This is a genomic window from Inquilinus sp. YAF38, from assembly GCF_052113205.1.
GTDB lineage: Bacteria > Pseudomonadota > Alphaproteobacteria > DSM-16000 > Inquilinaceae > Inquilinus.
In genome coordinates this window covers 1-24,245 of the sequence record NZ_JBFRCU010000005.1, presented here as the reverse complement: position 1 = coordinate 24,245, position 24,245 = coordinate 1, and the positions used below count along the sequence as shown (strand labels likewise).

The window sequence follows — 24,245 nt, the reverse complement described above, 5'->3', positions numbered from 1 at the left end:
GAATCCGCGCGACCGAGAGGCCATCGATGAGCAGCCCGTTTCCCGAACTGTATCTCGTCCGGCATGGCGAGACCGAGTGGAGCCGGTCCGGCAAGCACACCGGCCGCACCGACATCCCGTTGACCGAAGCGGGCGAGGCCGCCGCGCGCGGGGTCGCCGGCCGGCTGCAGGGCCTGTCCTTCGCGGCGGTGTGGTCGAGCCCGTCCCTGCGGGCCCGGACCACCTGCGCGCTGGCCGGCTTCGGGACCGGCGCCGTGATCAAGGACGATCTGGCGGAGTGGGATTACGGCGCCTATGAGGGCATCACCACCAAGCAGATCCTGGCCGAGCGCCCGGGCTGGCAGCTGTTCCGGGACGGCTGCCCGCAGGGCGAGGATGCGGCGCAGGTCGGCGCCCGGGCGGATGCCGTGATCGGCCAGTTCCGGCAGGCGGCCGGCACGGTCCTGGTGTTCTCGAGCTCCCATTTCCTCCGGGTCCTCGCGGCGCGCTGGCTCGGCCTGCCGCCGCAGGACGGGTCGCGCTTCGTGCTGGACACCGCCAGCCTCAGCGTCCTGGGTTACGAGCATGACCTCACCGAGCCGGTGATCCGGCGCTGGAACCAGAGCTAGCCGGCCAATCCTGCCCATGATCGGTTCGGACTGGCGTCCGGCTCTCCCGCATGAAGAGACTTCTTCAGAACAGCAATCCATCCCTTTGTCGTCATTCCCGCGAAAGCGGGAATCTCTTTCCGGTTCAAGCGTGACGAGATCCCCGCTTTCGCGGGGATGACGGGTTGGGGATTCTGAAGAGGCCTCGCCAGGCGGACAGGCCAAGCGATCGCACCGGGCTTACAACCGGCCTCAAGGAAGCTTGACCGACATCACCCGCGCTGCACCACCAGGGCCACGGCCCGCGCCGCTTCCTGCAGCGCCGGCAGAAAGCGGTCGCGCATCTCCTCCGCCCCGACCCGCCCAGCCGGGGCGCTCAGATTGATCGCCAGGTTGCCGGCGGAGATGCCGCCCGGCACAGCGACCGCGATCGAGTTCAGCCCGGTCTCCAACTCCTCCGACACCTGCGCATAGCCGCGGCCGCGGACCTCGGCGAGCCGAGCGATCAGGGCCCCGCGGGTGGTCAGCGTGTGCCCGGTGAACCGCTCCAGCACCGCGGCTTCGAAATAGCGCTCTAGCTCGCGCGGATGCAGCACCGCCAGCAGCGCCTGGCCCATCGAGGTGGCATGCGCCGGCAGACGGGTGCCGACGCCGAGGCCGACCGTCATGATCCGGTGCGCCGCCGGCGACCGGGCGACATAGGCGATCATGGTGCCGTCCAGCATCGCGGCGGAGGCGGATTCGCCCAAGGCCCGCGTCAGCCCCAGCAGCGCGTCGCGCACGCGCTCGATCTCGCCCATCCCGGACAGGAAGCTGTGGCCGAGCGACAGGATCGCCGGCGTCAGCTCGAAATGCTTGCCGTCGCTGCGGGCATAGCCGGCATCGCACAGGGTCAGCAGGAAGCGCCGCGCCGCCGCCCGTGTCATGCCGGTGCGCGACGCCGCCTCGGTGATGGTCTGCCGCCGGTGCCYCGCGCCGAAGCTGCGGATGATGTCCAGCCCCTTGCGGAACGAGACGACCTGCTCGTCGCGCAGAACCTCCTCCCCTTTTGTTCGTACTGCGAACAAGAATGCCGCTATGCGCACGGATTCTTGACCGCACAGGGGCCCCGGCACAAGAGATCAGAGGAAGAAGATCGGGGATCGGCGATGATCGATCCACCGGCGCTAGAGTCTGTCGACCGGCAAAGGGGAGGAACCAAGATGCACCGACGCCACCTCACCGCAGCGGCCCTGGCCGCCGCCCTGCTGGCGGCCTGCCCCGTCGCGGCGCAGGACACGGTCAAGATCGGTCTGATCCTGCCGATGACCGGCCCCTCCGCCTCCACCGGACGGGAGATCGAGGCCGCGGCGAAGCTGTATCTGCAGCAGAACGGCACCACCGTCGCCGGCAAGACGATCGAGCTGATCGTCCGGGACGACACCGGCACCGCCGACGTCACCAAGCGCCTGGCGCAGGAGCTGGTGGTGAAGGACAAGGTGGCGGTGCTGGCCGGCTTCGGCCTGACCCCGCTGGCCCTGGCGTCGGCGCCGATCGCGACCCAGGCCAAGGTGCCGCAGGTGGTGATGGCGGCCGCTACCGCGGTGATCACCGAGGCCTCGCCCTTCATCGTCCGCACCAGCTTCACCCTGCCCCAGGTGACCGTGCCGCTGGCCGACTGGGCCGCCCAGAACGGCATCAAGACCGTGGTCACGCTGGTCAGCGACTACGCCCCCGGCCTGGATGCGCAGAAGGCCTTCGCCGAGCGCTTCGGCAAGGCCGGCGGACAGGTGGTCGAGCAATTGCAGGTGCCGCTGAAGAATCCGGATTTCGCGCCCTTCCTGCAGCGCGTGGCCGACGCCAAGCCGGATGCGGTGTTCGTCTTCGTGCCGTCGGGCTTCGGCGCCGTGTTCATGAAGCAGTTCGTCGAGCGCGGCCTCGACAAGTCCGGCATCCGGCTGATCGCGACCGGCGACGTCACCGATGACGAGCTGCTGGACAAGATCGGCGACGTGGCGCTGGGCACGATCACCACCCACCATTATTCCGCTGCCCATGACAGCCCTGAGAACAAGACCTTCGTCCAGGCCTTCCAGGCGGCCAATCCCGGGCTGCGGCCGAACTTCATGGCGGTCGGCGGCTATGACGGCATGCACCTGATCTTCGAGGCGCTGAAGAAGACCGGCGGCGCCACCGACGGCCAGGGCCTGATCGACGCCATGAAGGGCATGAGCTGGACCAGCGTGCGCGGCCCGGTCTCGATCGACCCGGAGACCCGCGACATCATCCAGAACATCTACGTCCGCAAAGTCGAGAAGCGCGACGGCGCGCTGTACAATGTCGAGTTCGCGACCATCGAGGCGGTGAAGGACCCGGTCAAGGCCGCGAAGTAAGCCCGCCATGGCGACGATCCTGTTCGACGGCATCGCCTACGGCATGCTGCTGTTCGTGCTGGCCTGCGGCCTGTCGGTGACGCTGGGGCTGATGAACTTCATCAACCTGGCGCATGGCGCCTTCGCCATGCTCGGCGGCTATGTCACCGCGATCCTGATGAGCCGCTGGCAGGTGCCGTTCTTCCTGTGCCTGCCGGCGGCCTTCCTGGCCGCGGCCGCGGTCGGGCTGGTGCTGGAGCGGACGCTGTACCGGCAGCTGTACCGCCGCAGCCACCTCGACCAGGTGCTGTTCTCGATCGGGATCGTGTTCATGTCGATGGCGGCCGCCGACTACCTGATGGGGTCGGAGCAGCAGATCATCCAGCTGCCCGACTATCTGCGCGGCCGGGTCGAGGTGATGGGCGTCGGCATCGGCATCTACCGCGCCCTGATCATCGTCATCTGCGGCGTGCTGGTGCTGGCGCTGCAGGGGGTGCTGGCCTACACCCGCTTCGGCAGCCGGCTGCGCGCCGCGGTCGACGATCCACGCGCGGCCAGGGGCATGGGCATCCGGGTCGATACCGTGTTCGCCGCCACCTTCGCCGTCGGCAGCGGCCTCGCCGGACTCGGCGGCGCGCTGGGAGCCGAGATCCTGGGCGTCGACCCGACCTTCCCCTTGAAGTACATGATCTATTTCCTGATCGTGGTGACGGTCGGCGGCACCTCCAGCCTGACCGGGCCGTTTCTGGCGGCGCTGCTGCTCGGCATCGCCGATGTCGCCGGCAAGTACTATGTCCCCGCTTTCGGATCCTTCGTCATCTACACGGTGATGATCGTGGTGCTGCTGCTGCGGCCGCAGGGGCTGTTCGCCCGCGGAGGCAGCCGATGACGGCCGCCCTGCTCTCCTCCCCGGCTGCGGCGCGCGCCCGCTGGCGGTGGCCGGAGGCGCTGTTCTGGCTGGCCGCCCTGGCCGCGCTGGTCCTGCTGCCGGACCAGCACCTGATCCTGAACGAGATCGCGATCCTGGCGCTGTTCGCGCTCTCGCTCGACCTCATCCTCGGCTATGCCGGCATCGTCTCGCTCGGCCATGCCGCCTTCTTCGGCCTCGGCGCCTATGTCGCCGGACTCCTGACCATCCATGTCGCCGGCGAGCCGCTGCTGGGCCTCGTCGTCGCCGCGGCGGCCGGGGCCGTGCTGGGCTTCGCCACCGGCTTCCTGGTGCTGCGCGGCAGCGACCTCACCCGGCTGATGGTCACGCTCGGCGTCTCGCTGCTGTTGTTCGAGATCGCCAACCAGGCGGCCGGGCTGACAGGGGGCGCGGACGGGCTGAACGGCATGGCGGTCGGGCCGATCCTGGGCTGGTTCGAGTTCGATCTCTACGGCACCGCCGCCTATGCCTACAGCCTGGCCGTGCTGTTCGTGCTGTTCCTGTTCGCCCGGCGGGTGGTGCATTCGCCCTTCGGCCTGTCGCTGAAGGCGATCCGCGACAACCGGCTGCGCGCCGCCGCGGTCGGCGTGCCGGTGGCGCGGCGGCTGATCGGAGTCTACACGCTGTCGGCCGCCTATGCCGCGGTCGCCGGAGCCCTCCTGGCCCAGACCACCCAGTTCGTCTCGCTCGACGTGTTCGACTTCCATCGCTCGGCCGACGTGCTGCTGGTGCTGGTGATCGGCGGCGCCGGCTATCTCTATGGCGGGCCGATCGGCGCCGTGCTGTTCCGCTTCCTGCAGGACTGGATTTCCGGCATCACCCCGCAATACTGGTCATTCTGGCTGGGCGCCTTCCTGGTGCTGCTGGTGCTGGTCGGCCGCGACCGGCTGGTGCAGGGCGTGCGCCGGCCGATCGCCGCCTTCCTTTCCCGCCTCGGAGGGGGGCGATGACGGTCGCGCTCGAGACCATCGGCCTGCAGAAGCGCTTCGGCGGACTCGTGGCCACCAACGACGTGTCGCTGAAGATCGCGGTCGGGGCGCGGCATGCGCTGATCGGCCCGAACGGCGCCGGCAAGACCACCTTCGTCAACCTGCTGACCGGCGTGCTGGCCCCGAGCGGCGGCCGGGTGCTGCTGGGCGGCGAGGACATCACCGGGCTGAAGCCGCATCTGCGGGTCCGCCGCGGCCTGGCCCGCACCTTCCAGATCAACCAGCTGTTCCCGGAGCTCACGCCGCTCGACACCATCGGGCTCGCCGTGGCCGAGCGCCTGGGCCGCGGCGGCGACTGGTGGCGGGTGGCCGGCGGCAAGGCCGAGGTGCTGGATGAGATCCTGGCCATCGCCGAGCGCTTCCGCCTGACCGATGTGCTGCAGGAGCGCACCGCCACCCTGGCCTATGGCAAGCAGCGCCTGCTGGAGATCGCCACCGCCTTCGCCTGCCGGCCGCGCGTGCTGCTGCTGGACGAGCCGGCGGCCGGCGTGCCGGAGGCGGAGCGGCACGAGCTGCTGGCCACCATCGCCGAACTGCCGCCGGACGTCTCGGTGCTGCTGATCGAGCACGACATGGACCTGGTGTTCAGCTTCGCCGACCGGATCTCGGTGCTGGTCGACGGCACGCTTCTGACGGAGGGCCCGCCCGACGCCATCGCCGCCGATGGCCGGGTCCGCGCCGTCTATCTCGGGGAGGCGGTGGATGGCTGAGCTGCTGGCCCTGAAGGACCTCGTCGCCGGCTATGGCGAGGCCGTCGTCATCTCCGGCGTGTCGCTGACCCTGGCCGAGGGCGAGGCATTGGCGCTGCTGGGCCGCAACGGCACCGGCAAGACCACGCTCTTGAACAGCATCATCGGCGTCACCCGGCGCTTCGGCGGCACCGTCACCCTTTCCGGCCGCGACCTGACCCGGGCGCGGCCGGAGGACCGGGCGCTGGCCGGGATCGGCTGGGTGCCGCAGGAGCGCAACATCTTCAAGTCGCTGACAGTCGAGGAGAACATGACCGCAGTGGCCCGCCCCGGCCCGTGGACGCCGGAGCGCGCCTACGCCCTGTTCCCGCGGCTGAAGGAGCGGCGCGGCAACCTGGGCAGCCAGCTGTCGGGCGGCGAGCAGCAGATGCTGGCCATCGCCCGCGCCCTGATGCTGAACCCGAAGCTGCTGCTGCTGGACGAGCCGACCGAGGGTCTGGCGCCGATCATCGTCGAGGAGCTGCTGGCGGCGCTGAAGCGCATCCTGCGCGACGAGGGCGTCGCGGCTGTCGTGGTCGAGCAGCATGCCCGGAAGATCCTGTCGGTCACCGACCACGCGGTGATCCTGGAGCGCGGCGCCATCGTCCATGCCGCCCCCAGCGCCACGCTGAAGGCCGACGAGGCCGCGCTGACCCGCCATCTCGGCGTGACCCGAAAGGGGCCGATCCATGCTGCACCGTAGGATCTCTCTTCCTTGTCATTGCCGGGCTTGACCCGGCAATCCAGGGGCCACGGAGAGCCGCTCTGGCCGCCCCTGGATCCTCGGGTCAAGCCCGAGGATGACAGTTCAATAAAGTGTCATCTGAGGAGGACCATCTCATGCCGCGCCAGACCCCGCCCTTCCGCGCCGACATGGTCGGCAGCCTGTTGCGCACCGCCCCCCTGAAGGCCGCCCGCGCCCAGCACGAGCGGGGCGCGATTACCGACGGTGAATTGCACGCGGTTGAGGACCAGGAGATCCGCAAGATCATCCGCCGGCAGGAGGAGATCGGCCTCGATGCCGTCACCGACGGCGAGTTCCGCCGCGCCTTCTGGCATTTCGACTTCCTCGAGCATCTCGACGGCGTTGAGGGCTACTGGGCCGATCATGGCGTGCAGTTCCAGGGCACCCAGTTGAAGCCGAAGGGCATCCGCGTGACCGGCAAGCTCGGCTTCTCCGGCCATCCGATGCTGGAGCATTTCCGCTTCCTGAAGGCGAACACCGCCCGGGTGCCGAAGATGACGATCCCGTCGCCCAGCATGCTGCATTATCGCGGCGGACGGCAGGTGATCGATGCCGCGGTCTATCCCGAGATGGAGGCGTTCTACGCCGATCTCGGCCGGGCCTATGCCGGCGCGGTCGCCGCCTTCGCCGCCGAGGGCTGCCGCTACCTGCAGCTGGACGATGTCAGCTTCGCCTATCTCTGCGACCCGGATCAGCGCCGGATGCTGGCCGAGCGCGGCGACGACCCGGTGAAGCAGCCGGGGATCTATGCCGCCATGCTGAACGCCGCCATCGCCGGCCGGCCGAAGGACATGACCATCACCATGCATCTCTGCCGCGGCAATTTCCGCTCCACCTTCATCGCCTCGGGCGGCTACGAGCCGGTGGCGGAGCGGCTGTTCAACGAGATCGCCGCCGACGGCTATTTCATGGAATGGGACACCGAGCGCGCCGGCGGGTTCGAGCCGCTGCGCTTCCTGCCCAAGGGCAAGACCGTGGTGCTGGGCCTGGTGACCTCCAAGTCCGGCACGCTGGAGCAGAAGGACGACATCAAGCGCCGGATCGACGAAGCGGCGAGATTCGTCGACCTTGACCAGCTGTGCCTCAGCCCGCAATGCGGCTTCGCCAGCACCGAGGAGGGCAACGTCCTGGCCGAGGACGAGCAATGGGCCAAGCTGGCGATGATCGTGGAGATCGCAAAGGAGGTTTGGGGGTAAGGGCGCCGGAAGGCAGTTAAATTAACAAGCCGTTCCTTGCAATATCCTCTTGACCTAAAGCCCGCTTGAACTTGTACCGATGGAAGCTCCCGACGACAGGAGCATCCATCATGGCACTCGACACCGATCTGCGGCGGCTGCGCGTGGCGGTCACCGGCGGCACCTCCGGCCTGGGGCTGGCGCTGGTGCGGCTGCTGACCGCGATGGGCGCGCGGGTCGCCTTCGTCGCCCGCGGCGCCGAAGCCGTGGCCCGCACCGCGCGCGAGACCGGCGCCCAGGGCATCGTCGGCGATGTCGGCCGAAAAGAGGACATCCACCCGATCGCGCTGCAGATCACCGCCGGGCTGGGCGGGCTCGACGTGCTGATCAACAATGCCTCGAGCCTCGGCCCGGTCCCGCTCGCCCTGCTGGCCGACACCGAATGCGAAGACCTGGAGCAGGCGCTGGCGGTCAACCTGGTCGGGCCGCTCCGGCTGACCAAGACGCTGTTCGGCGCCCTCGCCGCCTCCGCCCGCCAGGGCCGCGGCGCGGTTGTGATCAACATCTCCAGCGACGCGGCCGTGAGCGCCTATGCCGGCTGGGGCGCCTACGGCGCCAGCAAGGCCGGGCTGCGCCACCTGACGGCGATCTGGGCCGAGGAGGCCCGGGACGACGGCGTGCGCTTCCTGTCGATCGACCCCGGCGACATGGACACGAAGCTGCACGCTTTGGCGGTGCCCGACGCCGATCCCTCGACCCTGAAGATGCCCGAACTCTCCGCCTCGGAGATCGTGCAGGCGGTGCTGGCCGCGCTGCCGGGCCGCGCCGCCGAGCAGCGGGTGGACGCATGATCGCCGCCGACCGGCCCGACCGGCCCGCCGCCCGGCTCTGCGCCGTCGATGCCGAAGGCCGGACCCGGCATCTGCACCGTGCGGCCCTGGCGACGCTGCTGGCCCCTGGCGACCTGGTCGTCGCCAATGACGCCGCGACCCTGCCGGCGAGCCTGCACGGCTGGCATCACGACAGCGAGAGCCCGGTCGAGTTGCGGCTGGCCGGTTGGGTGACGCCGGGCGACCCGACGTGCTTCGTGGCCGTGGCCTTCGGTGCCGGCGACCACCGCATCCGCACCGAGGACCGGCCGGCGCCGCCACCACTGTCAGCCGGCGATCCCCTGGCTCTCGGGCCGCTGGCGGCTGTGGTCGAGCGCATGCTGGACCATCCGCGGCTGATCCAGCTGCACCTCCTGGGTCCCCGCAACGACGTCTTGGCCGGGCTGGCGCGGCACGGAAAGCCGATACAGTACGCCCATGTGCCGCAGCCGCTGGCGCTGTGGGATGTCTGGACCCGTATCGCCGCCGACCCGGTGGCGTTCGAGCCGCCCTCGGCCGGCTTCGCGCTCGATTGGGCGCTGCTCGCCGCCTGGCGGAAGCAAGGTGTCGGCTTCGCCACGCTGACCCATGCCGCCGGCATCTCCTCGACCGGCGACCCGGCACTGGACCGGCGCCTGCCCTTCGACGAGCCCTACCGGATCCCCGAGCGGACCGCTGCGGCGATCGCCCGGGCGAAGGCGTCAGGCCGGCGCGTCGTCGTCATCGGCACCACCGTGGTCCGCGCCCTGGAAGCCGCGGCGGCGGCCGACGGCACGGTCCGCGCCGGCGACGGCGTCGCCACCAACCGCATCGGGCCGGGGACAAGCCTGTGCGTCATCGATGCCTTGCTCACCGGGATGCACCAGCCGGGCGAGAGCCATTTCGAACTGCTGCGCGCCTTCGCCCCGGACGGGGTGCTGGACGGTCTGCCGGCCGCCCTCACCGCCGAGGGCTATCGCGGCCACGAATTCGGCGACGTGATGCTGATCGAGCGGTCGGCCTACTCCGCCGGCCAGGTCTCGATCGTCTCGACGAAGCGGGCCAGCCAGGCGTTGGTCTGGGCGCCGTCCAAAGCGCGGTGGTCGATGGTCAGCGAGACATAAGCCATCGGCCGGATCACCATCGCGTCGGCGCCGCCGGCATCGCGCACCACCACCCGCTTCTCGACCTTGCCGACGCCGAGGATCGCGACCTGCGGCTGGTTGATGATGATCGGCGCCGCCAGGAGCGAGCCCGAGACGCCGTGGTTCGAGATGGTGAAGGTGCCGCCCTGGACATCGGCCGGCGCCAGCCTGCCGGCGCGGGCCAGGGCCGTCGCCTCCTGCAGCCGCGCGGCGATGCCGAGCAGCGACAGCGACTGCGCCCGGTGCACCACCGGCACTACCAGGCCTTTGTCCCCGAGCGCGGTGCCGATGCCGATGCCGATATCGTCGAACACCTCCAGCGAATCGTCATGCCAGCGGCTGTTGACCGCGGGCACCGCCTTCATCGCGGCGACGCAGGCCTGGACCAGATAGGCGGTGACGGTCAGGGCCACGCCCTGGCGCTCGAACGCCGCCTTGTGCGCTTGGCGATGCGCCAGCACCGCGCCGAAATCGGCCTCGAACACCGCGGTGACATGCGGCGCCGTGGCGACGGAATGCGCCATGTGCTCGGCGATGCGCCGGCGCAGGGAATCGTGCGGGATGCGGTGGGAGCGGAGGCCGGGGACCGGCTTCACCTCGGCTGGAGCAGCCGGTCGGTCCTGCCGGCGCGCGACCTCCTCCTCGACATCCTGGCGCGTCAGCCGCCCGTCCTTGCCGCTGCCGCTCAACCCGGCGGGGTMGAGCCCGGTCTCGACCAGCAGCTTGCGCACTGACGGCGACAGGCGGAGGGCTGGGTCGAACTCGGCAATGGACCTTGTAGCAGGGGACGCCTCCGCGCTTCCGCTCGCTCCATCCGAGTCCCCCCTCCCCTCGCGGGAGGGGGTTAGGGGGAGGGGGTTGTCGCCACTGGAGCCGAGGCCGGATTGATGTGACGCGTCGAGGTCCTCGGCTATCCGCGCGCGGACGCGCGCAGCCCCCTCCCCCTGCCCCCCTCCCGCAGGGGGAGGGGGGACTAAGAAAGACTGGGCGTCGGCAGCATTCGTCTCGATCCGCCCCAGCACCGCGCCCGGCGCGGCGTCCTGGTCGGTCGCGACCAGGATCTCGACCAGCGTTCCGGAAGCCGGGGCCGGGACCTCGACCGTGACCTTGTCGGTCTCCAGCTCGACTAGCGGATCACCCTCGCGCACCGTGTCGCCTACGGCCGCGAGCCAGCCGCGCACCGCCGCCTTGGTGCCCTCCTGCTGGACCGGCGCTAGCACCTCGACCGCCGCCGCCTCGATGATGTCGGCCATGTCAGAACCCGGTCAGGGCGAGGATCTTGTCGCGGATGCGGTCCACCGACGGCACCGCGGCGTCCAGCAGCACCGGATTGTGCGGGCTGGGGATGTCCGGCATGGTCAGCCGCGCCACCGGGGCGTCGAGATCCATGAACGCCTCGTCCGCCACCACCGCCGCGATCTCGGCCCCGAAGCCGCCGGTGCGCAGATCCTCATGCACGATCAGGCAGCGCCGGGTGCGCGCCACCGAGGCCAGCACCGCCGCGCTGTCCCACGGCATCAGCGTGCGCAGGTCGATCACTTCGACCGACCGGCCGCTGACCCGCGCCGCCGCCTCCGCCCGCTCGACCATGGCGCCCCAGGTGACGATGGTCAGGTCGGTGCCCGTCATCGTGGTCCGGGCCCGGCCGAAGGGCAGGACGTAGCCGTCGCCCGGATAGGACCGGCGGGCCCAGGCCGCGTCGAGCATGGCGCGGTGCTCCAGGAACATCACCGGGTCGTCGCCCCGCAGCGCCGCCCGCAGCAGCCCGACCGCATCCTCGGCATTGGACGGCACCGCCACCTTCCAGCCCGGCGCGTGCACGAACTGCACCTCGTTGGTCTGGCTGTGCCAGGGGTCGCCGCATTTGAGGAACCCGACCGGCATGCGCAGCACCATCGGCGCGGCGAAGCGGTTGTTGGTGCGCCAGCGCATCGTGCCGCAATCGTTGATCTGCTCCGCCGCCGGGTCGGCGTATTTGCGGAACTGGATCTCCGGCACCGGCAGGAGGCCGGCCAGCGCCATGCCGACGGCGCGGCCGACGATGCCCTCCTCCGACAGGCTGGTGTCCATCACCCGGTCGGCGCCGAACTTCTCCTGCAGCCCCAACGTCACGGCATGGACGCCGCCCTTCGGCCCGATATCCTCGCCCAGCATCACCATGCGCGAATTGACCGACATCTCGTGGTCCAGGGTGCGGCGGATGGCGGTGACCATGTTGATCCGCGGCCCCTCCGGCTGCGGTGACTCGTCGCCCGCGGGTTGGATAATGCCCTCGCCGCGCAAGCCCCCCATCGCCGGCGCCTCGCCCTCGAAGAAGACATGGCGCGTCACCGTGGCGGCGTCCGGGGCGGGCCGTGCCTCGGCCCGGGCCCGCGCCGCCTCGACCTGCGCCCCGGCCTCGGCGGCGAGCGTGTCCCACGCCGCCGCCTCCATCACCGCGGGGACCAGGAACTGCTTGAGCTTGGGCAGCGGGTCGCGGGCCCATTCCGCTGCCACGGTCTCGGCCGGCTTATAGGCCTGGGTGTCCTGGAAGCTGTGGCCCTCCAGCCGCGGCACGCTGAGCCGCAGCAGGCACGGGCCCTTGCGGTCGCGGACATGGGCGACGGCGGCGTCGGCCAGCCGCGCTGTCTCGGCCGGGTCGGTGCCGTCGCCTGCCAGGATGTGCAGGCCGCGGAAGCTGGCGAGGTTGGCGGCGATGTCGCCGCCCGGGGTCTGGAACCGCGACGGCACCGAGATGCCGTAGCCATTGTCCTCGATCAGGAACAGCACCGGCAGGCGCTGGGTGGTGGTGATGGTCAGCGCCGACCAGAAGCCGTTGGTGGCGACCGAGGCGTCGCCGCCGAGGACGACGGCGATGGCCCGGTCACAGGCTGGGTCGTGCAGCACGGTGCGGCCGTATTCGATCGCCTGGGCCCAGCCGGCGGCCGGGGTGTACTGGGTGCCGACGCCGCCGCACATCGGCAGCGCCGAGGGGCCGGACGGGTTCGGGAAGTTGAACACCACGCCGATGTCGCGGCCGGCGGAATATCCCCCGTCCCGCGCCATTGACGACCCGAGCGCGTCGACCAGGTCGACGCCGAGGGTCAGCAGGATCGGGCGGGAGCGGTAATAGCCGCAGACCGCGTCGCGCGGGTCGTCCAGCCGCGTGCCCAGCAGGATCTGCGCCAGGTCGTGGCCGCGGGCGGAAAACTGGTAGAGCACCTTCTTCTGCGGCGCCAGCACCGTCTCCTCCAGCGCGTCCAACGCGCGGGAGAGGTGCAGCAGATGGGCGACGCGACGCCAGTCGAAACCGGGGGCGGGCGCATTCGCCAAGAGGCGGGGCTGCTGGAAGGCGAGAGCGGTCACCGGGTCGTCCTTACTGCTGGGCATTCCGACCGACGCGCAGAGCGCATCTCCAGGAAAAGGATGCGACGGATTCGGGGAAAAGTTTTGCCGATGTCGGTGCAGATCTCGCCGATGTGAGGTATGATTTGCCCGGATCAGTGGGATCGAGGAGGTTTCATGCCTGCGGATGCCGAGGAGCTGGATCGGTTCGAGCGCGCCATCCTGGCGGCTCTGCAGCGCAACGCCCGGCAGAGCGTGCAGGAGCTGGCCGATGCGGTCGGCCTGTCGACCTCGCCGACCTGGCGGCGGCTGAAGGCGCTGGAGGAGCGCGGCGTGATCAAGGACTACGTCGCCCGGGTCGACCCGGCCCGGCTGGGCTATGGCGAGACCGCCTTCGCCCATGTCACCCTGGCCAAGCATGACGGAGAGCAGATCGAGGCGTTCGAGCGCAAGATCGCCGAGCGGCCGGAGGTGCTGGAGTTCTATTCGATGACCGGCTCGGCCGACTACATCCTGCGGATCGTCACCCGCAGCCCGCTGGACTACGAGAAGTTCCTGAAGGAGGTGATGTTCACCAGCCCGGCGGTGCAGCACATCAGCTCGAACTTCGCCCTGCGCGAGATCAAGAACAGCGTGGCGATCCCGGTGTAGGTCGCCCTTGCCGGCCAAGCCTCACCAGGGCATCGTGGCGGCCGTAGCCTTGGGGAGGATCGCGGCCGTGAGCATCGAGTTCCTGATCACCTCGTTCATCATCGTCGCCTCGCCCGGCACCGGCGCGCTCTACACCATCGCCGCCGGGCTGACCCGCGGGTCGCGCGCCAGCGTGGTCGCGGCCTTCGGCTGCACCCTCGGCATCGTGCCGCACATGGCCGCGGCGATCCTGGGGCTGGCGGCACTGCTGCACGCCAGCGCCCTGGCCTTCGAGATCTTCAAATATCTCGGCGTCGCCTATCTGCTGTGGATGGCCTTCAACACGTTGCGCGAGCACGGCGCGCTGAAGGTGGAGAAGCAGGTCGGCGGCCGGTCGGCGCTGCAGGTCACGGTGACCGCGATTCTGATCAACATCCTGAACCCGAAGCTGTCGATCTTCTTCGTCGCCTTCCTGCCGCAGTTCGTCAGCGCCGGCGAGGCCCAGCCGCTGGCCCGGATGCTGGAGCTGAGCGGCGTGTTCATGCTGATGACCTTCGCGGTCTTCGCCGTCTACGGCCTGTTCGCCGCCGCGATGCGCGACCATGTGATCTCCCGCCCGCGGGTGATGACCTGGATGCGCCGCAGCTTCGCCGCCGCCTTCGTCGCCCTCGGCGCCAAGCTGGCCCTGGCCGAGCGCTGATCCCGCGGAACGCCCCCGCTCTCCCCGCCGTTCGACCTGAGAGGTCCGGTATCGGTGGGGAGCGCGATGGCAACGTCGCTGTCGACGGAAGACGGGCGCGGCCGCGACGCACGGTCTCCGGGCGAGATCCCGCGGCGCGGCTGGCTGGACATCCTGTGGCGGGTCTGGGCGGAGATCGATGACGACCGGGTCTTCGCCCTTTCCGCCGGGGTCGCCTACTTCGCCCTGCTGGCCCTGTTTCCCGCGATCGGCGTGATCGTGTCGCTGTACGGGTTCGTGGCCGATCCCGCCACGGTCGAGCAGAACGTCACCGACCTCGCCTTCATCCTGCCGAGCGGCGGGATGGAGGTGATCGGCGGCCAGCTGCATCGCCTCGCCAGCCAGCCCCCACGAGCGCTCGGCATCGCCTTCTTCGCCAGCCTGGCCATCTCGCTGTGGAGCGCGAATGCCGGGATGAAGGCGATGTTCGATGCGCTGAACGTCGTCTATGACGAGACCGAGAAGCGCGGCTTCTTCCGGCTGAACGCCGTCTCGCTGCTGTTCACCGCGCTCGCCATCATCTTCGTCGTCTTGGCTCTCGTCGGCGTCGTCGTCGTGCCGGTGGTGCTCAGCTTCGTCGGCCTCGGATCCGCCACCGGCACGCTGGTCTGGCTGCTGCGCTGGCCGGCGCTGCTGGTGCTGACGGTGGCCGGCCTGTCGCTGCTATACCGCTTCGGCCCGAGCCGTCGGGAGGCGCGCTGGCAGTGGATCAGCTGGGGCAGCGCGCTGGCGGCCCTGGTCTGGATGGGCGGGTCGATGCTGTTCTCCTGGTACGTCGCCCGCTTCGGCAACTATGACGCGACCTATGGCTCGCTCGGGGCGGTGGTCGGCTTCCTGACCTGGATCTGGCTGTCGACCGTCGTATTCCTGATCGGCGCGGAGCTGAATGCCGAGACGGAGCACCAGACCGCCCGCGACAGCACCGTCGACGGTGACAAGCCGATGGGGCAGCGCGGCGCGAAGATGGCCGACACGCTGGGAAAGACGACGCCCTGGCGTAGCGGCTCCTCGAAGGAATAACTGGGTCAGTCGCGGTAGCCCGACTCCTCGGCGTCGAGGATCGCCTTGACGTTGTCCAGGTGATCGGCGGCGAAGCGGCCATAGCCGCGCCATTGCCGCTCGGTCAGCCGCGCGACCTCGTCCGGCATCACCCGCAGCGGCCGACCGGCGGCATAGCAGGTCAGCAGCGTCTCGGCCGCGCGCTCGAAATAGTACAGCTCATCAAAGGCGTCGGCCACGGTCGGGCCGATCACCAGCACACCGTGATTGGCCATCAGCAGCACGGTCTTCCCTTCCGTCATCAGCGCCGCCTGGCGGTCGCCCTCCTCGTCCGACAGCGCCATCCCGGCGAAGCCGTCATCGATCGCCACCCGGCCGAAGAAGCGGGCGGTGTTCATGTCGATCGGCGGCATGGTGCTGTCCGCCAGGCAGGCCAGGGCGGTGGCGTATTTCGAGTGCAGATGCATGACGCAGCGGGCCTGCGGCAGCGCCGCATGCAGCCGGGCGTGCAGGTACCAGGCGGTCGGATCCGGCGCGTCGGGCCGGTCCAGCGTGGTCGGGTCATGCGCGTCGAACAGCAGCAGGCTGCTCGCGGTGACGCGCGAGAAGTGCAGTCGGCACGGGTTGATCAGGAAGCGCGATCCATCCACCGCCACGCTCATGTGGTTGGCGACCGACTCATGCATGTCGAGCCGCGCGAACCAGCGGAACGCTGCGGCCAAGTCGATGCGCGCCGAGCGGTGGTCGTTGAGAGATGCGGTCATGGCCGGTTCTTTCCTGCTCAGCGCTGGGCGGTTTCCCACCGGGGATGAATCCAGACCGGATGGTCCTCGCGCGGCGGCGCGCGCCGGCCGCGGATCAGGTCGCTCGCCTTCTCGGCGATCATGATGGTCGGGGCGTTGGTGTTGCCGCTGACGATCGCCGGCATCACCGAGGCGTCGACCACCCGCAACCCCCCGACGCCATGGACGCGGCATTCGCCGTCCACCACAGCCGTGGCGCCCTGCCCCATCCGGCAGGTGCCGACCGGGTGGTAGCAGGTCTCGATGCCCTGGCGCAGATAGGCGTCGATCTCGTCGTCGCTGCGCACCTCGGGCCCGGGATAGATCTCGTCGCCGCGATAGGCGGCCAGCGCCGGCTGGGCCAGGATCTCGCGGGTCAGCCGCACCGATTCGCGCAGGTCGATGCGGTCCTGCGGGTCCGCCAGGTAGTTGAAGCGGATCGCCGGCGGCTCGGCCGGGTCGGCGGAGCGCAGCCTGACATGGCCCAGGCTGCGCGGCCGCATCAGGTCGATATGCACCTGGAAGGAATGGCCGCCGACATCCTCGACCGTGCCGGGCTTGATCGCGATCGGCATGAAGGTCAGCTGCAGGTCGGGATGCTCGATGCCCGGCCGGCTGCGGATGAAGCCGCCGGCCTCGAAATGGTTGGACGCGGCCGGGCCGGTCTTGCCGGCGAACCAGCGCAGCCCGGTGGCCAGCTTGCGCAGCCCGCGATTGACCCCGTACAGCGACGCCGGCGTGCGGCAGCGATGCTGGATGACGATGTCCGGATGGTCGTTCAGGTTGGCGCCCACGCCGGGCAGGTCAACCAGCGGCCTAATGCCCAGCGCCGCCAGCTCGTCGGCCGGACCGATGCCGGAGAGTTGCAGCACGTGCGGCGAGTTGATCGCCCCGCCCGACAGGATCACCTCCGCCCCGGCCCGCGCGGTCTCCATCCGACCGCGTCGGGCGAATTCGACGCCAACCGCGCGGCCGCGCTCGAGCATGATGCGGCGGACCAGCGCGCCGGTCAGCACAGTCAGGTTCGGGCGGCCCAGCGCCGGCCGCAGATAGGCGCGCGCCGTGCTCCAGCGCCGCCCCCCGCCGGTGGTGCGGTCGATCCGGCCGAAGCCCTCCTGCCGCGCCCCGTTCACATCCGCCGTCAGGCCGTACCCCGCCTCCTGCCCCGCCCGGATGAAGGCATCGGCCAAGGGCGTCGCCGCCAGGTCCGGCGCGAACACCGCCAGCGGCCCGTTGCTCCCGTGATACGAGTCGCCACCCAGGCTGTGCCGCTCCGCCCGCTTGAAATAGGGCAGCACGTCGGCGTAGCTCCACCCCGGCAGCCCGGCCTGGGCCCAAGCGTCGTAGTCGCGGGCATGGCCACGGATATAGACCATGCCGTTGATCGAGGACGACCCGCCCAGCACCCGGCCGCGCGGATGCGACAGGCGGCGGCCGTCGAGATGGGGCTCCGGCTCGGACACATAGGCCCAGTTGAACCGGTCGGAGGACAGCAGCCGCCCGACCGCCGCCGGCATGTGGATCTGCCAGCTGCGATCCGCCGGCCCGGCCTCCAGCAGCAGCACCTGAACCGCCGGGTCCTCCGTCAGCCGCGCCGCCAGCACGCAGCCGGCGGAGCCGGCGCCGACGATGACGTAGTCGGTGCGATGATCGGGCATCGCCGCTCAGGCCGCTTCGGGGCGGATCGCCCGGTGGCACAGCTGGTGGAAGTGCCGGACCAGATGCTCGCTGCGGTTGTCCGGCGTCTCGCCGATCAGGTAGCGGCCGCGGGTGAAGCCCATCGACCGCAGCCCCTTCTGGTTCGAGATGTTGAGCTGGATGTCCTCCGGCCCCAGATCCTCGTTCATCCAGCGGATGCAGGCGCGGGTCACCTCCGGCACCGGCCGCCCCTCCGGCCCGTAATAGCCGAAGCGCAGCACCGAGGTCTCCGGCCCGGTCGGAATCATGATGAAGGTGCCGACCACGTCGGAATAGGGGAAGGCGTAGATGGTCGCGTTCGGGAACAGGCCGAGGTTGAAGAACCAGTCGGTCTGCCAGGTCGCGCCCTCCAGCGGCACGCCGTACGCCTGTGTCGTGCCCGGCTTCGGCGGGCCGATATAAGTCCACCAGTCGCCGCGCGGCGTCAGGGCGTAGCCGTCGAAGTCGATCAGCTGCGTCAGCTCGCGGTGCACCGGGCCGGAAAAGCTGAAATGGTAGCCCTCGATCGAGTTCTCCTGGATCACCTTCCAGTTGGCGGCGACCGGCACGTCGACCTCCTCGACCAGCACCAGCCGGTCGAGATCGGGCAGGAAGCGCCGCATCTCGGCCTCGGCGCCCGGCGCCATGTCGGCGATCGGCCGTGCCGCGGGGTCGAGATTGACGAAGACGAAGGACCCGAAGACCTCGGCCCGCACCGGCTTCAGCCCGTGCTCGGCCTTGTCGAAATGGGTCAGGCATTCGGTGCGCGGCGCCCCGCGCAGGCTGCCGTCCAGGCCGTAGGTCCAGGCGTGATAGCCGCAGGTGATCGCCCGGGCCTTGCTGCGCCGGGTCTCGACCAGGCGGTTGCCGCGATGCTGGCAGACATTGTGGAAGGCGCGGATCTGCCCGTCCGAACCCCTCATCACCAGGACGCTCTGGTCGAGCAGCGTCTCCATGACGATGTCGCCGGTCTCGCGGAAGTCGTTGAGATGGCCGACCAGGTGCCAGGATTTGAGGAAGATCCCCTCCCGCTCCGCCTCGTACACCGCCGGGTCGTAGAAGAACGGGGCCGGGAGGGAGTAGCCCGCCTCCTGGTCGGCTTTGGTCCAGGCCGGAACCGCGATGGTCATTTCTTGTCTCCCCCGTCTCTGGCTGGCGTTGCCGGAAGAATGAGAGAGGGACCAGGCTCCAACCTGTCTCTACTCGTCATAGCGATGTCGATTTCTCGCAGGCCGCGCATAATGGCGATGGCATGCTGGGGCGGTTCGACCATGGGACCCGCATGCGCAAGCTGGCCTTCCTGGTGCTGCCCGAATTCTCGGCGCTGGGCCTTGCCGCGGCGATCGAGCCGCTGTTCGTCGCCAACTGGCTGGCGCAGCAGCGGCTGTTCGCCTGGACCGTGGTCTCCGCCGACGGGGCCGCGGTCCGGGCCAGCAACGGCACCGTCACGCCGGTCGATGGCGGCCTGGCGGCGGCGGAGGGAAGCGGCACCGTCTTCGTCCTGGCCAGCTTCGACTCCGCCGCGGTCGCCGGGCAGCGGCCGGTGCTGCCCTGGCTGCGGCGGCTGGCCCGCTTCGGCGTCGAGCTCGGCGGCATCGAGACCGGCAGCCTGGCCCTGGCCGAGGCCGGCCTGCTGGACGGCCACACCGCCGCGGTCCATTGGGACAACCTGACCGGGTTCCAGGAGCGCTATCCGGCGGTGCGCGCGGTGCCGCAGCTCTACGCCGTCTCGGGCGGCCGGATCACCTGCGCCGGCGCCTCCGCCATCCTCGACATGATGGCCGGCTGGATCGGGCGCCACGCCGATCCCGGCCTGGCCGGCGAGGTCGCCGAGCACCTGCTGCTCGGCCGGGTGCGGCCGCCGGAGACCGGGCAGCGCGAGGCCGACGGCGACGTGCAGCCGGCCGTCGACCCTGTGGTGGCGCGGGCGCTGGAGATCATGCGCGACACCATCGACGAGCCCCTGCCCTGCGCCGTGATCGCCGACCGGGTCGGCCTGTCGCTGCGCCAGCTCGAGCGCCGCTTCAAGCGGGCGCTCGGCCGTTCGGTCCAGGGCCAGTACCTGCTGCTGCGCATGGCCAAGGCGCACCAGTTGCTGCAGCAGACCGGACTGAGCGTCACCGAGGTCGCCTTTTCCTGCGGCTTCCCCTCGCTCGAATACTTCTCGCGCCGCTACCGCGCCCAGTTCGGCTGCCGGCCCAGCACCGACCGGCGGCAATCGACCACCGCCCCGGTGCTGCGGCAGAAGCCGTCAGGCGCCATTCATTGAACGAGCGCTCAGAGAATTCTTGATCTGCGGCCGTGACGCGCCGAGTCTGGCGGCAACTGGCATTCCCTGAACGGACCGGAGGCCATGGCCCGTACCCGTGCCCCTGACTATGACGAGAAGCGGCAGGCGATCCTGCATCGGACGGCGGAGCTGTTCGCCCGGCACGGCTTCACCGGCGCTTCGATCACCATGATCGCCGAGGCCTGCGGCATCTCGAAGGCGCTGCTGTACCACTACTACCGCGACAAGGACGCGGTCCTGTTCGACATCCTGGCCGACCACCTGTCGACGCTGGTCGCGGCGGTGGAGGAGGCCGCGGCCGCCCCGGCCGGCGCGCGGGAGCGGCTGCATGCGATCGCCGCCGCGCTGCTCGATGCCTATCGCGACGCCGATGCCGAGCACCAGGTGCAGATCACCAGCCTGAAGCTGCTGCCGCCGGAGCAGCAGGAGCAGTTGAAGGAGATGGAGCGGACGCTGGTGCGGATCTTCGCCGAGGCGCTGGCCGCAGCGGTGCCGCAGGCGGCCGCCGACCGCAGCCTGCTGATGCCGCTGACCATGTCGCTGTTCGGCATGCTGAACTGGCACTATCTCTGGTTCCGCGAGGGCAAGGGGCTGAGCCGCGCCGATTACGCCCGACTGGCGACCGAGCTGGTGCTGTCCGGCGCCGCGAATGCGGTGGCCGCGGTGCAGCCGCCCGGCGGCAAGGCTCGCCGCCGGATGGAAACCGCCTGAGCGCGCTCTTCGACGGAGATTGTGACCGGAGATGGTGCTCGCCCTCGCGCAACTCACGACGCCTCTGGCCCTCTGGGACCTGATCGTCGCCGAGCCGATCGGCTTCCTTTACGGCTTCGGCGGCTATGTCCTGCCTTCGGGGCAGATGTCGTTCTGGCTGGCGGCTCACCTTGCCCCCTGATCGGCCCGTCATGCCCCGCACCGCCCTGCGGCGGATTCTGGATAGCCTGAAGGCCGAGCCGTCGCGCACCTGGTCGATCATCATCACCATCTATGGTGACGCGATCGTGCCGCGCGGCGGGTCGCTGTGGCTCGGCACCCTGTCCGCGGTCCTGCACGCGCTCGATATCGGCGACGGTGTGGTGCGGACGGCGATGTCCCGCCTGGCCGCCGATGGCTGGCTGCAGCGCAGCCGGGTCGGCCGCAACAGCTTCTATTGCCTAGCCGAGCGCGGACGGGAGACGTTCCGAACCGCGACCGAGCACATCTACAACGCCCATCCGCCGCCGCCCGGCAGCGGCTTCGTGCTGGTGCTGCCCGGCAATGGCGGCGACAGGGAGGCCGCACGAAGTGCCCTGCAGGACGCCGGCTTCGGCACCGCCGCGCCGGGCGTCTGGGTGGCGCCGGCCGGCACGGCGGTCCCGCCGGAAGCGGCGGAGGCGCTGCGCCTCGACGCCTCGGCCGATGCCGAGACGCGGGGCCGGCTGGCGGCAATGAGCTGGCCGCTGGACCAGACGGCCGCCGCCTATCGCCACTTCCTCGAGGCCTTCGAGCCACTGCGGGAAGCACTGGCGGCAGGAGGCACGCTGTCCGACCAGGACAGCTTCATCGCCCGTATCCTGCTGATCCACGCCTGGCGCCGCATCGTGCTGCGCGACCCGGTGCTGCCCGCCGACCTGCTGCCGCCGGACTGGCCCGGCACCGCCGCCCGCGCCCTTTGCGCCGATCTCTACCACCGCCTGCTGCCGGCCTCGGAGCGCTGGCTCGATGCCAATGGCCAGGCTGAATTTGGCCCCCTTCCCCCGCCCGGCCCGGAGCTGCAGGCCCGATTCCGGTAGTAGCCGCCCCCATTCGTCATCGCGAGCCGAAGGCGAAGCGATCCAGGGCAGCCGGAGCGGCCCGGATCGCCACGTCGTTTCGCTCCTCGCGATGACGGGAAGGGGTCCCCATGCCTCAATATGTTACCGAAAATATTGACGACATATTTTTCTGTGACATATACTCCGATCAAGATCAGGGAGGATGCCGGACGCCATGTACACGCAGGCCCTCAACGCCACCGATCAAGCCGCCCGTCCCGTCGAAGATGCCGCCCGCTTCCAGGAGCGGATCGACGCCGATGACCGGATCGAGCCGAATGACTGGATGCCGGAGGCCTATCGCAAGACGCTGACGCGCCAGATCTCCCAGCACGCCCATTCCGAGATCGTCGGCATGCTGCCGGAGGGCAACTGGATCACCCGGGCGCCCACCCTGCGGCGCAAGGCCGCCCTCTTGGCCAAGGTGCAGGACGAATGCGGCCACGGCCTCTACCTCTACGCCGCGGCCGAGACGCTGGGCACGGCGCGCGAGGAGTTGGTGGACCAGCTGCTGTCCGGCCGCGCGAAATACTCCTCGATCTTCAACTACCCGACCCTGAGCTGGGCCGATATCGGCGCCATCGGCTGGTTGGTGGACGGCGCCGCGATCATGAACCAGATCCCGCTGTGCCGCTGCTCCTACGGGCCTTACGCCCGCGCCATGATCCGGGTGTGCAAGGAGGAGAGCTTCCACCAGCGCCAGGGCTACGAGATCATGGTCACCCTGGCCCGCGGCACGCCGGAGCAGAAGGCGATGGCGCAGGACGCGCTGGACCGCTGGTGGTGGCCCTGCCTGATGATGTTCGGGCCGCCGGATTCGGCCAGCCAGCACAGCGACACCTCGACCCGATGGAAGATCAAGCGCTTCTCCAATGACGAGCTGCGCCAGAAATTCGTCGACGCCACCGTGCCGCAGGCCCGGTTCATCGGCCTGACCATGCCCGACCCTGACCTCAGGCTGAACGCCGAGACCGGGCATTGGGACTACGGCGCCATCGACTGGGACGAGTTCAAGCAGGTTCTGGCCGGCAACGGCCCGTGCAACCGCGACCGGATGGCCGCGCGCCACAAGGCCCATGACGACGGCGCCTGGGTGCGCGAGGCCGCGCTGGCTTATGCCGAGAAGCGCCGTACCCGCGCCGCCGCCTGACCGGGAGAAGACGCCATGACCACGCAGACCTTCCCCCTCTGGGAAGTCTTCATCCGCAGCCGCAACGGGCTGGCGCACAAGCATGTCGGGTCGCTGCACGCGGCCGACACCACCATGGCGCTGCAGGCGGCGCGCGACCTCTACACCCGCCGCGGCGAAGGGCTGTCGATCTGGGTGGTGCCGTCCAACGCCATCACCGCTTCCGACCCCGCCGACAAGGGCATGATGTTCGAGCCGGCGGCCAGCAAGATCTACCGCCACCCGACCTTCTACGACGTGCCCGACGAGATCGGGCATATGTGATGGCCACGATCACCGTCACCGAGACGCCGCTGGTCCGCTACGCCCTGGCGCGGGCCGACGACGCCCTGATCCTGGGCCACCGCCTGTCGGAATGGTGCGGCCATGCGCCGATGATGGAAGAGGACATGGCCCTGGCCAATATCGGGCTCGACCTGATCGGCCAGGCCCGCACCCTGTACGGCTACGCCGCCGAGGTCGAGGCCGCGGGCAACGACGAGGACCGCTACGCCTATCTGCGCGACGTGCGGCAGTACCGCAACCTGCTGCTGGTCGAGCAGCCGAATGGCGACTTCGCCCGCACCATCCTGCGCCAGTTCCTTTACTCCGCCTTCGCCGATCCCTATTGGCGGGCGATGATGGGCTCGGCCGACCCGACGCTGGCGGCGATCGCCGCGAAGTCGGAGAAGGAGAGCGCCTATCATCTGCGCCACTGCGCGGAATGGGTGATCCGCCTCGGCGACGGCACCGACGAGAGCCACGCCCGGGCTCAGGCGGCGGCGGAGGAGCTGTGGCCCTACACCGGCGAGGCATTCGTGCCCGACGAGGGCGAAACCGAACTGATCCGACAGGGCGTCGCGGTCGATCCCGAGAGCCTGCGCGAGACCTGGTCCAAGACCGTGGCCGCGGTGCTGGCCGAGGCGACGCTGACCACGCCGACCGCCGGCTGGTCCCAGCGCGGCGGCCGCGACGGCCGGCACAGCGAGCATCTCGGCCATCTGCTGAGCGAGCTGCAGATCCTGCAGCGCACCTATCCGGGGGCGAAATGGTGACGCGATCACCAGCCTCTCCCCTTCCTTCTGAGTCCCCCCTCCCCTTGCGGCAGGGCTATCGCATGTATGTAAAGAGTTCGAAGAAGAATTCTTTGCTCCATTTTGCGCGGCGCATTTTGCTGGCGAGGGGTTTGTCGAGGGGATGGGCCCGCAAGATGTTGTGGGCGAGCCGGCGGATGATGGCCAGGTTCTCCGGGCCGTTGTTCTTGCGGGTGCGGGCATCGTCCTCGTCGAAGACGACGTCGAGGGTCCAATGGAGCTGGTTCTCGATGGTCCAGTGGGTGCGCACGACTTG

The 24,245-nt window shown here is 69.9% G+C and carries 26 protein-coding genes; 19 read left to right on the top strand and 7 right to left on the bottom strand.

Annotated elements, in window-relative coordinates; all coding sequences use genetic code 11:
- Positions 1-26: 26 nt before the first annotated feature.
- The gene (locus tag AB4Z01_RS03345) at positions 27-608 is read left to right on the top strand and encodes a histidine phosphatase family protein (RefSeq protein ID WP_441690581.1); all 582 of its coding nucleotides are present in this window, start codon (positions 27-29) and stop codon (positions 606-608) included.
- Between the two features lie 251 nt (positions 609-859).
- Here the strand turns inward: AB4Z01_RS03345 and AB4Z01_RS03340 are convergent, their stop codons facing one another.
- Positions 860-1,654 carry an IclR family transcriptional regulator domain-containing protein gene (locus AB4Z01_RS03340; RefSeq protein WP_441690579.1) on the bottom strand — a complete coding sequence of 265 codons (795 nt, stop codon included), beginning with the start codon at positions 1,652-1,654 and terminating at the stop codon, positions 860-862.
- Between the two features lie 135 nt (positions 1,655-1,789).
- On the opposite strand from AB4Z01_RS03340, the gene AB4Z01_RS03335 reads away from it, so the two are divergent.
- From AB4Z01_RS03335 to AB4Z01_RS03300, 8 genes are all read left to right on the top strand, one after another.
- A complete protein-coding gene (locus AB4Z01_RS03335; protein WP_441690577.1) occupies positions 1,790-2,959 on the top strand; it encodes an ABC transporter substrate-binding protein in 1,170 nt (389 codons plus the stop codon).
- Between the two features lie 7 nt (positions 2,960-2,966).
- Entirely contained in the window at positions 2,967-3,827 is an 861-nt protein-coding gene (locus AB4Z01_RS03330) for a branched-chain amino acid ABC transporter permease (RefSeq protein WP_441690576.1), read from the top strand.
- Positions 3,824-4,816, top strand: a complete 993-nt coding sequence (locus AB4Z01_RS03325; protein ID WP_441690575.1) for a branched-chain amino acid ABC transporter permease — start codon at positions 3,824-3,826, stop codon at positions 4,814-4,816. Before AB4Z01_RS03330 ends, AB4Z01_RS03325 begins: the two co-directional genes overlap by 4 nt.
- Positions 4,813-5,565 (top strand): ABC transporter ATP-binding protein, encoded by a 753-nt coding sequence (locus AB4Z01_RS03320; protein ID WP_441690573.1) that lies wholly within the window; start codon positions 4,813-4,815, stop codon positions 5,563-5,565. Before AB4Z01_RS03325 ends, AB4Z01_RS03320 begins: the two co-directional genes overlap by 4 nt.
- Positions 5,558-6,286: an ABC transporter ATP-binding protein gene (locus AB4Z01_RS03315; RefSeq protein WP_441690572.1), complete on the top strand. Its 729-nt coding sequence runs from the start codon at positions 5,558-5,560 to the stop codon at positions 6,284-6,286. Before AB4Z01_RS03320 ends, AB4Z01_RS03315 begins: the two co-directional genes overlap by 8 nt.
- Positions 6,287-6,423: 137 nt before the next feature.
- On the top strand, positions 6,424-7,524 hold the full coding sequence (locus tag AB4Z01_RS03310; protein ID WP_441690571.1) for a 5-methyltetrahydropteroyltriglutamate--homocysteine S-methyltransferase: 1,101 nt from the start codon (positions 6,424-6,426) through the stop codon (positions 7,522-7,524).
- A gap of 110 nt (positions 7,525-7,634) precedes the next feature.
- A complete protein-coding gene (locus AB4Z01_RS03305) occupies positions 7,635-8,354 on the top strand; it encodes an SDR family NAD(P)-dependent oxidoreductase (protein WP_441690569.1) in 720 nt (239 codons plus the stop codon).
- The gene (locus AB4Z01_RS03300) at positions 8,351-9,475 is read left to right on the top strand and encodes an S-adenosylmethionine:tRNA ribosyltransferase-isomerase (protein ID WP_441690567.1); all 1,125 of its coding nucleotides are present in this window, start codon (positions 8,351-8,353) and stop codon (positions 9,473-9,475) included. Before AB4Z01_RS03305 ends, AB4Z01_RS03300 begins: the two co-directional genes overlap by 4 nt.
- Here the strand turns inward: AB4Z01_RS03300 and AB4Z01_RS03295 are convergent.
- Positions 9,373-10,749 carry a dihydrolipoamide acetyltransferase family protein gene (locus AB4Z01_RS03295; protein WP_441690565.1) on the bottom strand — a complete coding sequence of 459 codons (1,377 nt, stop codon included), beginning with the start codon at positions 10,747-10,749 and terminating at the stop codon, positions 9,373-9,375. The genes AB4Z01_RS03300 and AB4Z01_RS03295 overlap by 103 nt on opposite strands.
- A 1-nt stretch (position 10,750) precedes the next feature.
- On the bottom strand, positions 10,751-12,841 hold the full coding sequence (locus tag AB4Z01_RS03290; RefSeq protein ID WP_441690563.1) for a transketolase C-terminal domain-containing protein: 2,091 nt from the start codon (positions 12,839-12,841) through the stop codon (positions 10,751-10,753).
- A 156-nt stretch (positions 12,842-12,997) separates the two neighbouring features.
- Here AB4Z01_RS03290 and AB4Z01_RS03285 point away from each other — a divergent pair, with 156 nt between their 5' ends.
- From AB4Z01_RS03285 to AB4Z01_RS03275, 3 genes are all read left to right on the top strand, one after another.
- Positions 12,998-13,471: an Lrp/AsnC family transcriptional regulator gene (locus AB4Z01_RS03285; protein WP_441690561.1), complete on the top strand. Its 474-nt coding sequence runs from the start codon at positions 12,998-13,000 to the stop codon at positions 13,469-13,471.
- A 67-nt stretch (positions 13,472-13,538) separates the two neighbouring features.
- Complete coding sequence (locus AB4Z01_RS03280) at positions 13,539-14,150, top strand: LysE family translocator (RefSeq protein WP_441690559.1); 612 nt, start codon at positions 13,539-13,541, stop codon at positions 14,148-14,150.
- A gap of 66 nt (positions 14,151-14,216) precedes the next feature.
- A complete protein-coding gene (locus AB4Z01_RS03275; RefSeq protein ID WP_441690557.1) occupies positions 14,217-15,209 on the top strand; it encodes a YihY/virulence factor BrkB family protein in 993 nt (330 codons plus the stop codon).
- 5 nt (positions 15,210-15,214) lie between these two features.
- Here the strand turns inward: AB4Z01_RS03275 and AB4Z01_RS03270 are convergent, their stop codons facing one another.
- The 3 genes from AB4Z01_RS03270 to AB4Z01_RS03260 are packed head-to-tail and all read right to left on the bottom strand — an operon-like array spanning position 15,215 to position 18,777.
- Positions 15,215-15,952: a class II aldolase/adducin family protein gene (locus AB4Z01_RS03270; protein WP_441690555.1), complete on the bottom strand. Its 738-nt coding sequence runs from the start codon at positions 15,950-15,952 to the stop codon at positions 15,215-15,217.
- A gap of 17 nt (positions 15,953-15,969) precedes the next feature.
- Positions 15,970-17,628 carry a choline dehydrogenase gene (locus tag AB4Z01_RS03265; RefSeq protein WP_441690553.1) on the bottom strand — a complete coding sequence of 553 codons (1,659 nt, stop codon included), beginning with the start codon at positions 17,626-17,628 and terminating at the stop codon, positions 15,970-15,972.
- 6 nt (positions 17,629-17,634) lie between these two features.
- Positions 17,635-18,777, bottom strand: coding sequence for an aromatic ring-hydroxylating oxygenase subunit alpha (locus AB4Z01_RS03260; protein ID WP_441690551.1), 1,143 nt, complete (start codon positions 18,775-18,777; stop codon positions 17,635-17,637).
- Positions 18,778-18,929: 152 nt separating this feature from the next.
- Here AB4Z01_RS03260 and AB4Z01_RS03255 point away from each other — a divergent pair, with 152 nt between their 5' ends.
- The 7 genes from AB4Z01_RS03255 to paaC all read left to right on the top strand — a co-directional run bounded on the left by AB4Z01_RS03255 (position 18,930) and on the right by paaC (position 23,950).
- Positions 18,930-19,916, top strand: a complete 987-nt coding sequence (locus AB4Z01_RS03255; RefSeq protein WP_441690549.1) for a GlxA family transcriptional regulator — start codon at positions 18,930-18,932, stop codon at positions 19,914-19,916.
- 84 nt (positions 19,917-20,000) lie between these two features.
- Positions 20,001-20,648: a TetR/AcrR family transcriptional regulator gene (locus AB4Z01_RS03250; RefSeq protein WP_441690548.1), complete on the top strand. Its 648-nt coding sequence runs from the start codon at positions 20,001-20,003 to the stop codon at positions 20,646-20,648.
- 31 nt (positions 20,649-20,679) lie between these two features.
- Positions 20,680-20,829, top strand: a complete 150-nt coding sequence (locus tag AB4Z01_RS03245) for a hypothetical protein (protein ID WP_441690546.1) — start codon at positions 20,680-20,682, stop codon at positions 20,827-20,829.
- A gap of 10 nt (positions 20,830-20,839) precedes the next feature.
- Positions 20,840-21,706, top strand: a complete 867-nt coding sequence (gene paaX, locus AB4Z01_RS03240; protein ID WP_441690544.1) for a phenylacetic acid degradation operon negative regulatory protein PaaX — start codon at positions 20,840-20,842, stop codon at positions 21,704-21,706.
- Positions 21,707-21,902: 196 nt separating this feature from the next.
- Positions 21,903-22,877, top strand: coding sequence for a 1,2-phenylacetyl-CoA epoxidase subunit PaaA (gene paaA, locus AB4Z01_RS03235; protein WP_441690542.1), 975 nt, complete (start codon positions 21,903-21,905; stop codon positions 22,875-22,877).
- 15 nt (positions 22,878-22,892) lie between these two features.
- Positions 22,893-23,180, top strand: a complete 288-nt coding sequence (gene paaB, locus AB4Z01_RS03230) for a 1,2-phenylacetyl-CoA epoxidase subunit PaaB (protein ID WP_441690540.1) — start codon at positions 22,893-22,895, stop codon at positions 23,178-23,180.
- Complete coding sequence (gene paaC / locus AB4Z01_RS03225; RefSeq protein ID WP_441690538.1) at positions 23,180-23,950, top strand: 1,2-phenylacetyl-CoA epoxidase subunit PaaC; 771 nt, start codon at positions 23,180-23,182, stop codon at positions 23,948-23,950. The genes paaB and paaC overlap by 1 nt, the downstream gene beginning before the upstream one ends.
- A 55-nt stretch (positions 23,951-24,005) precedes the next feature.
- Here the strand turns inward: paaC and AB4Z01_RS03220 are convergent.
- Positions 24,006-24,245: ISAs1 family transposase (locus tag AB4Z01_RS03220; protein WP_441690536.1), on the bottom strand; the 240-nt coding region annotated here is incomplete at its 5' end.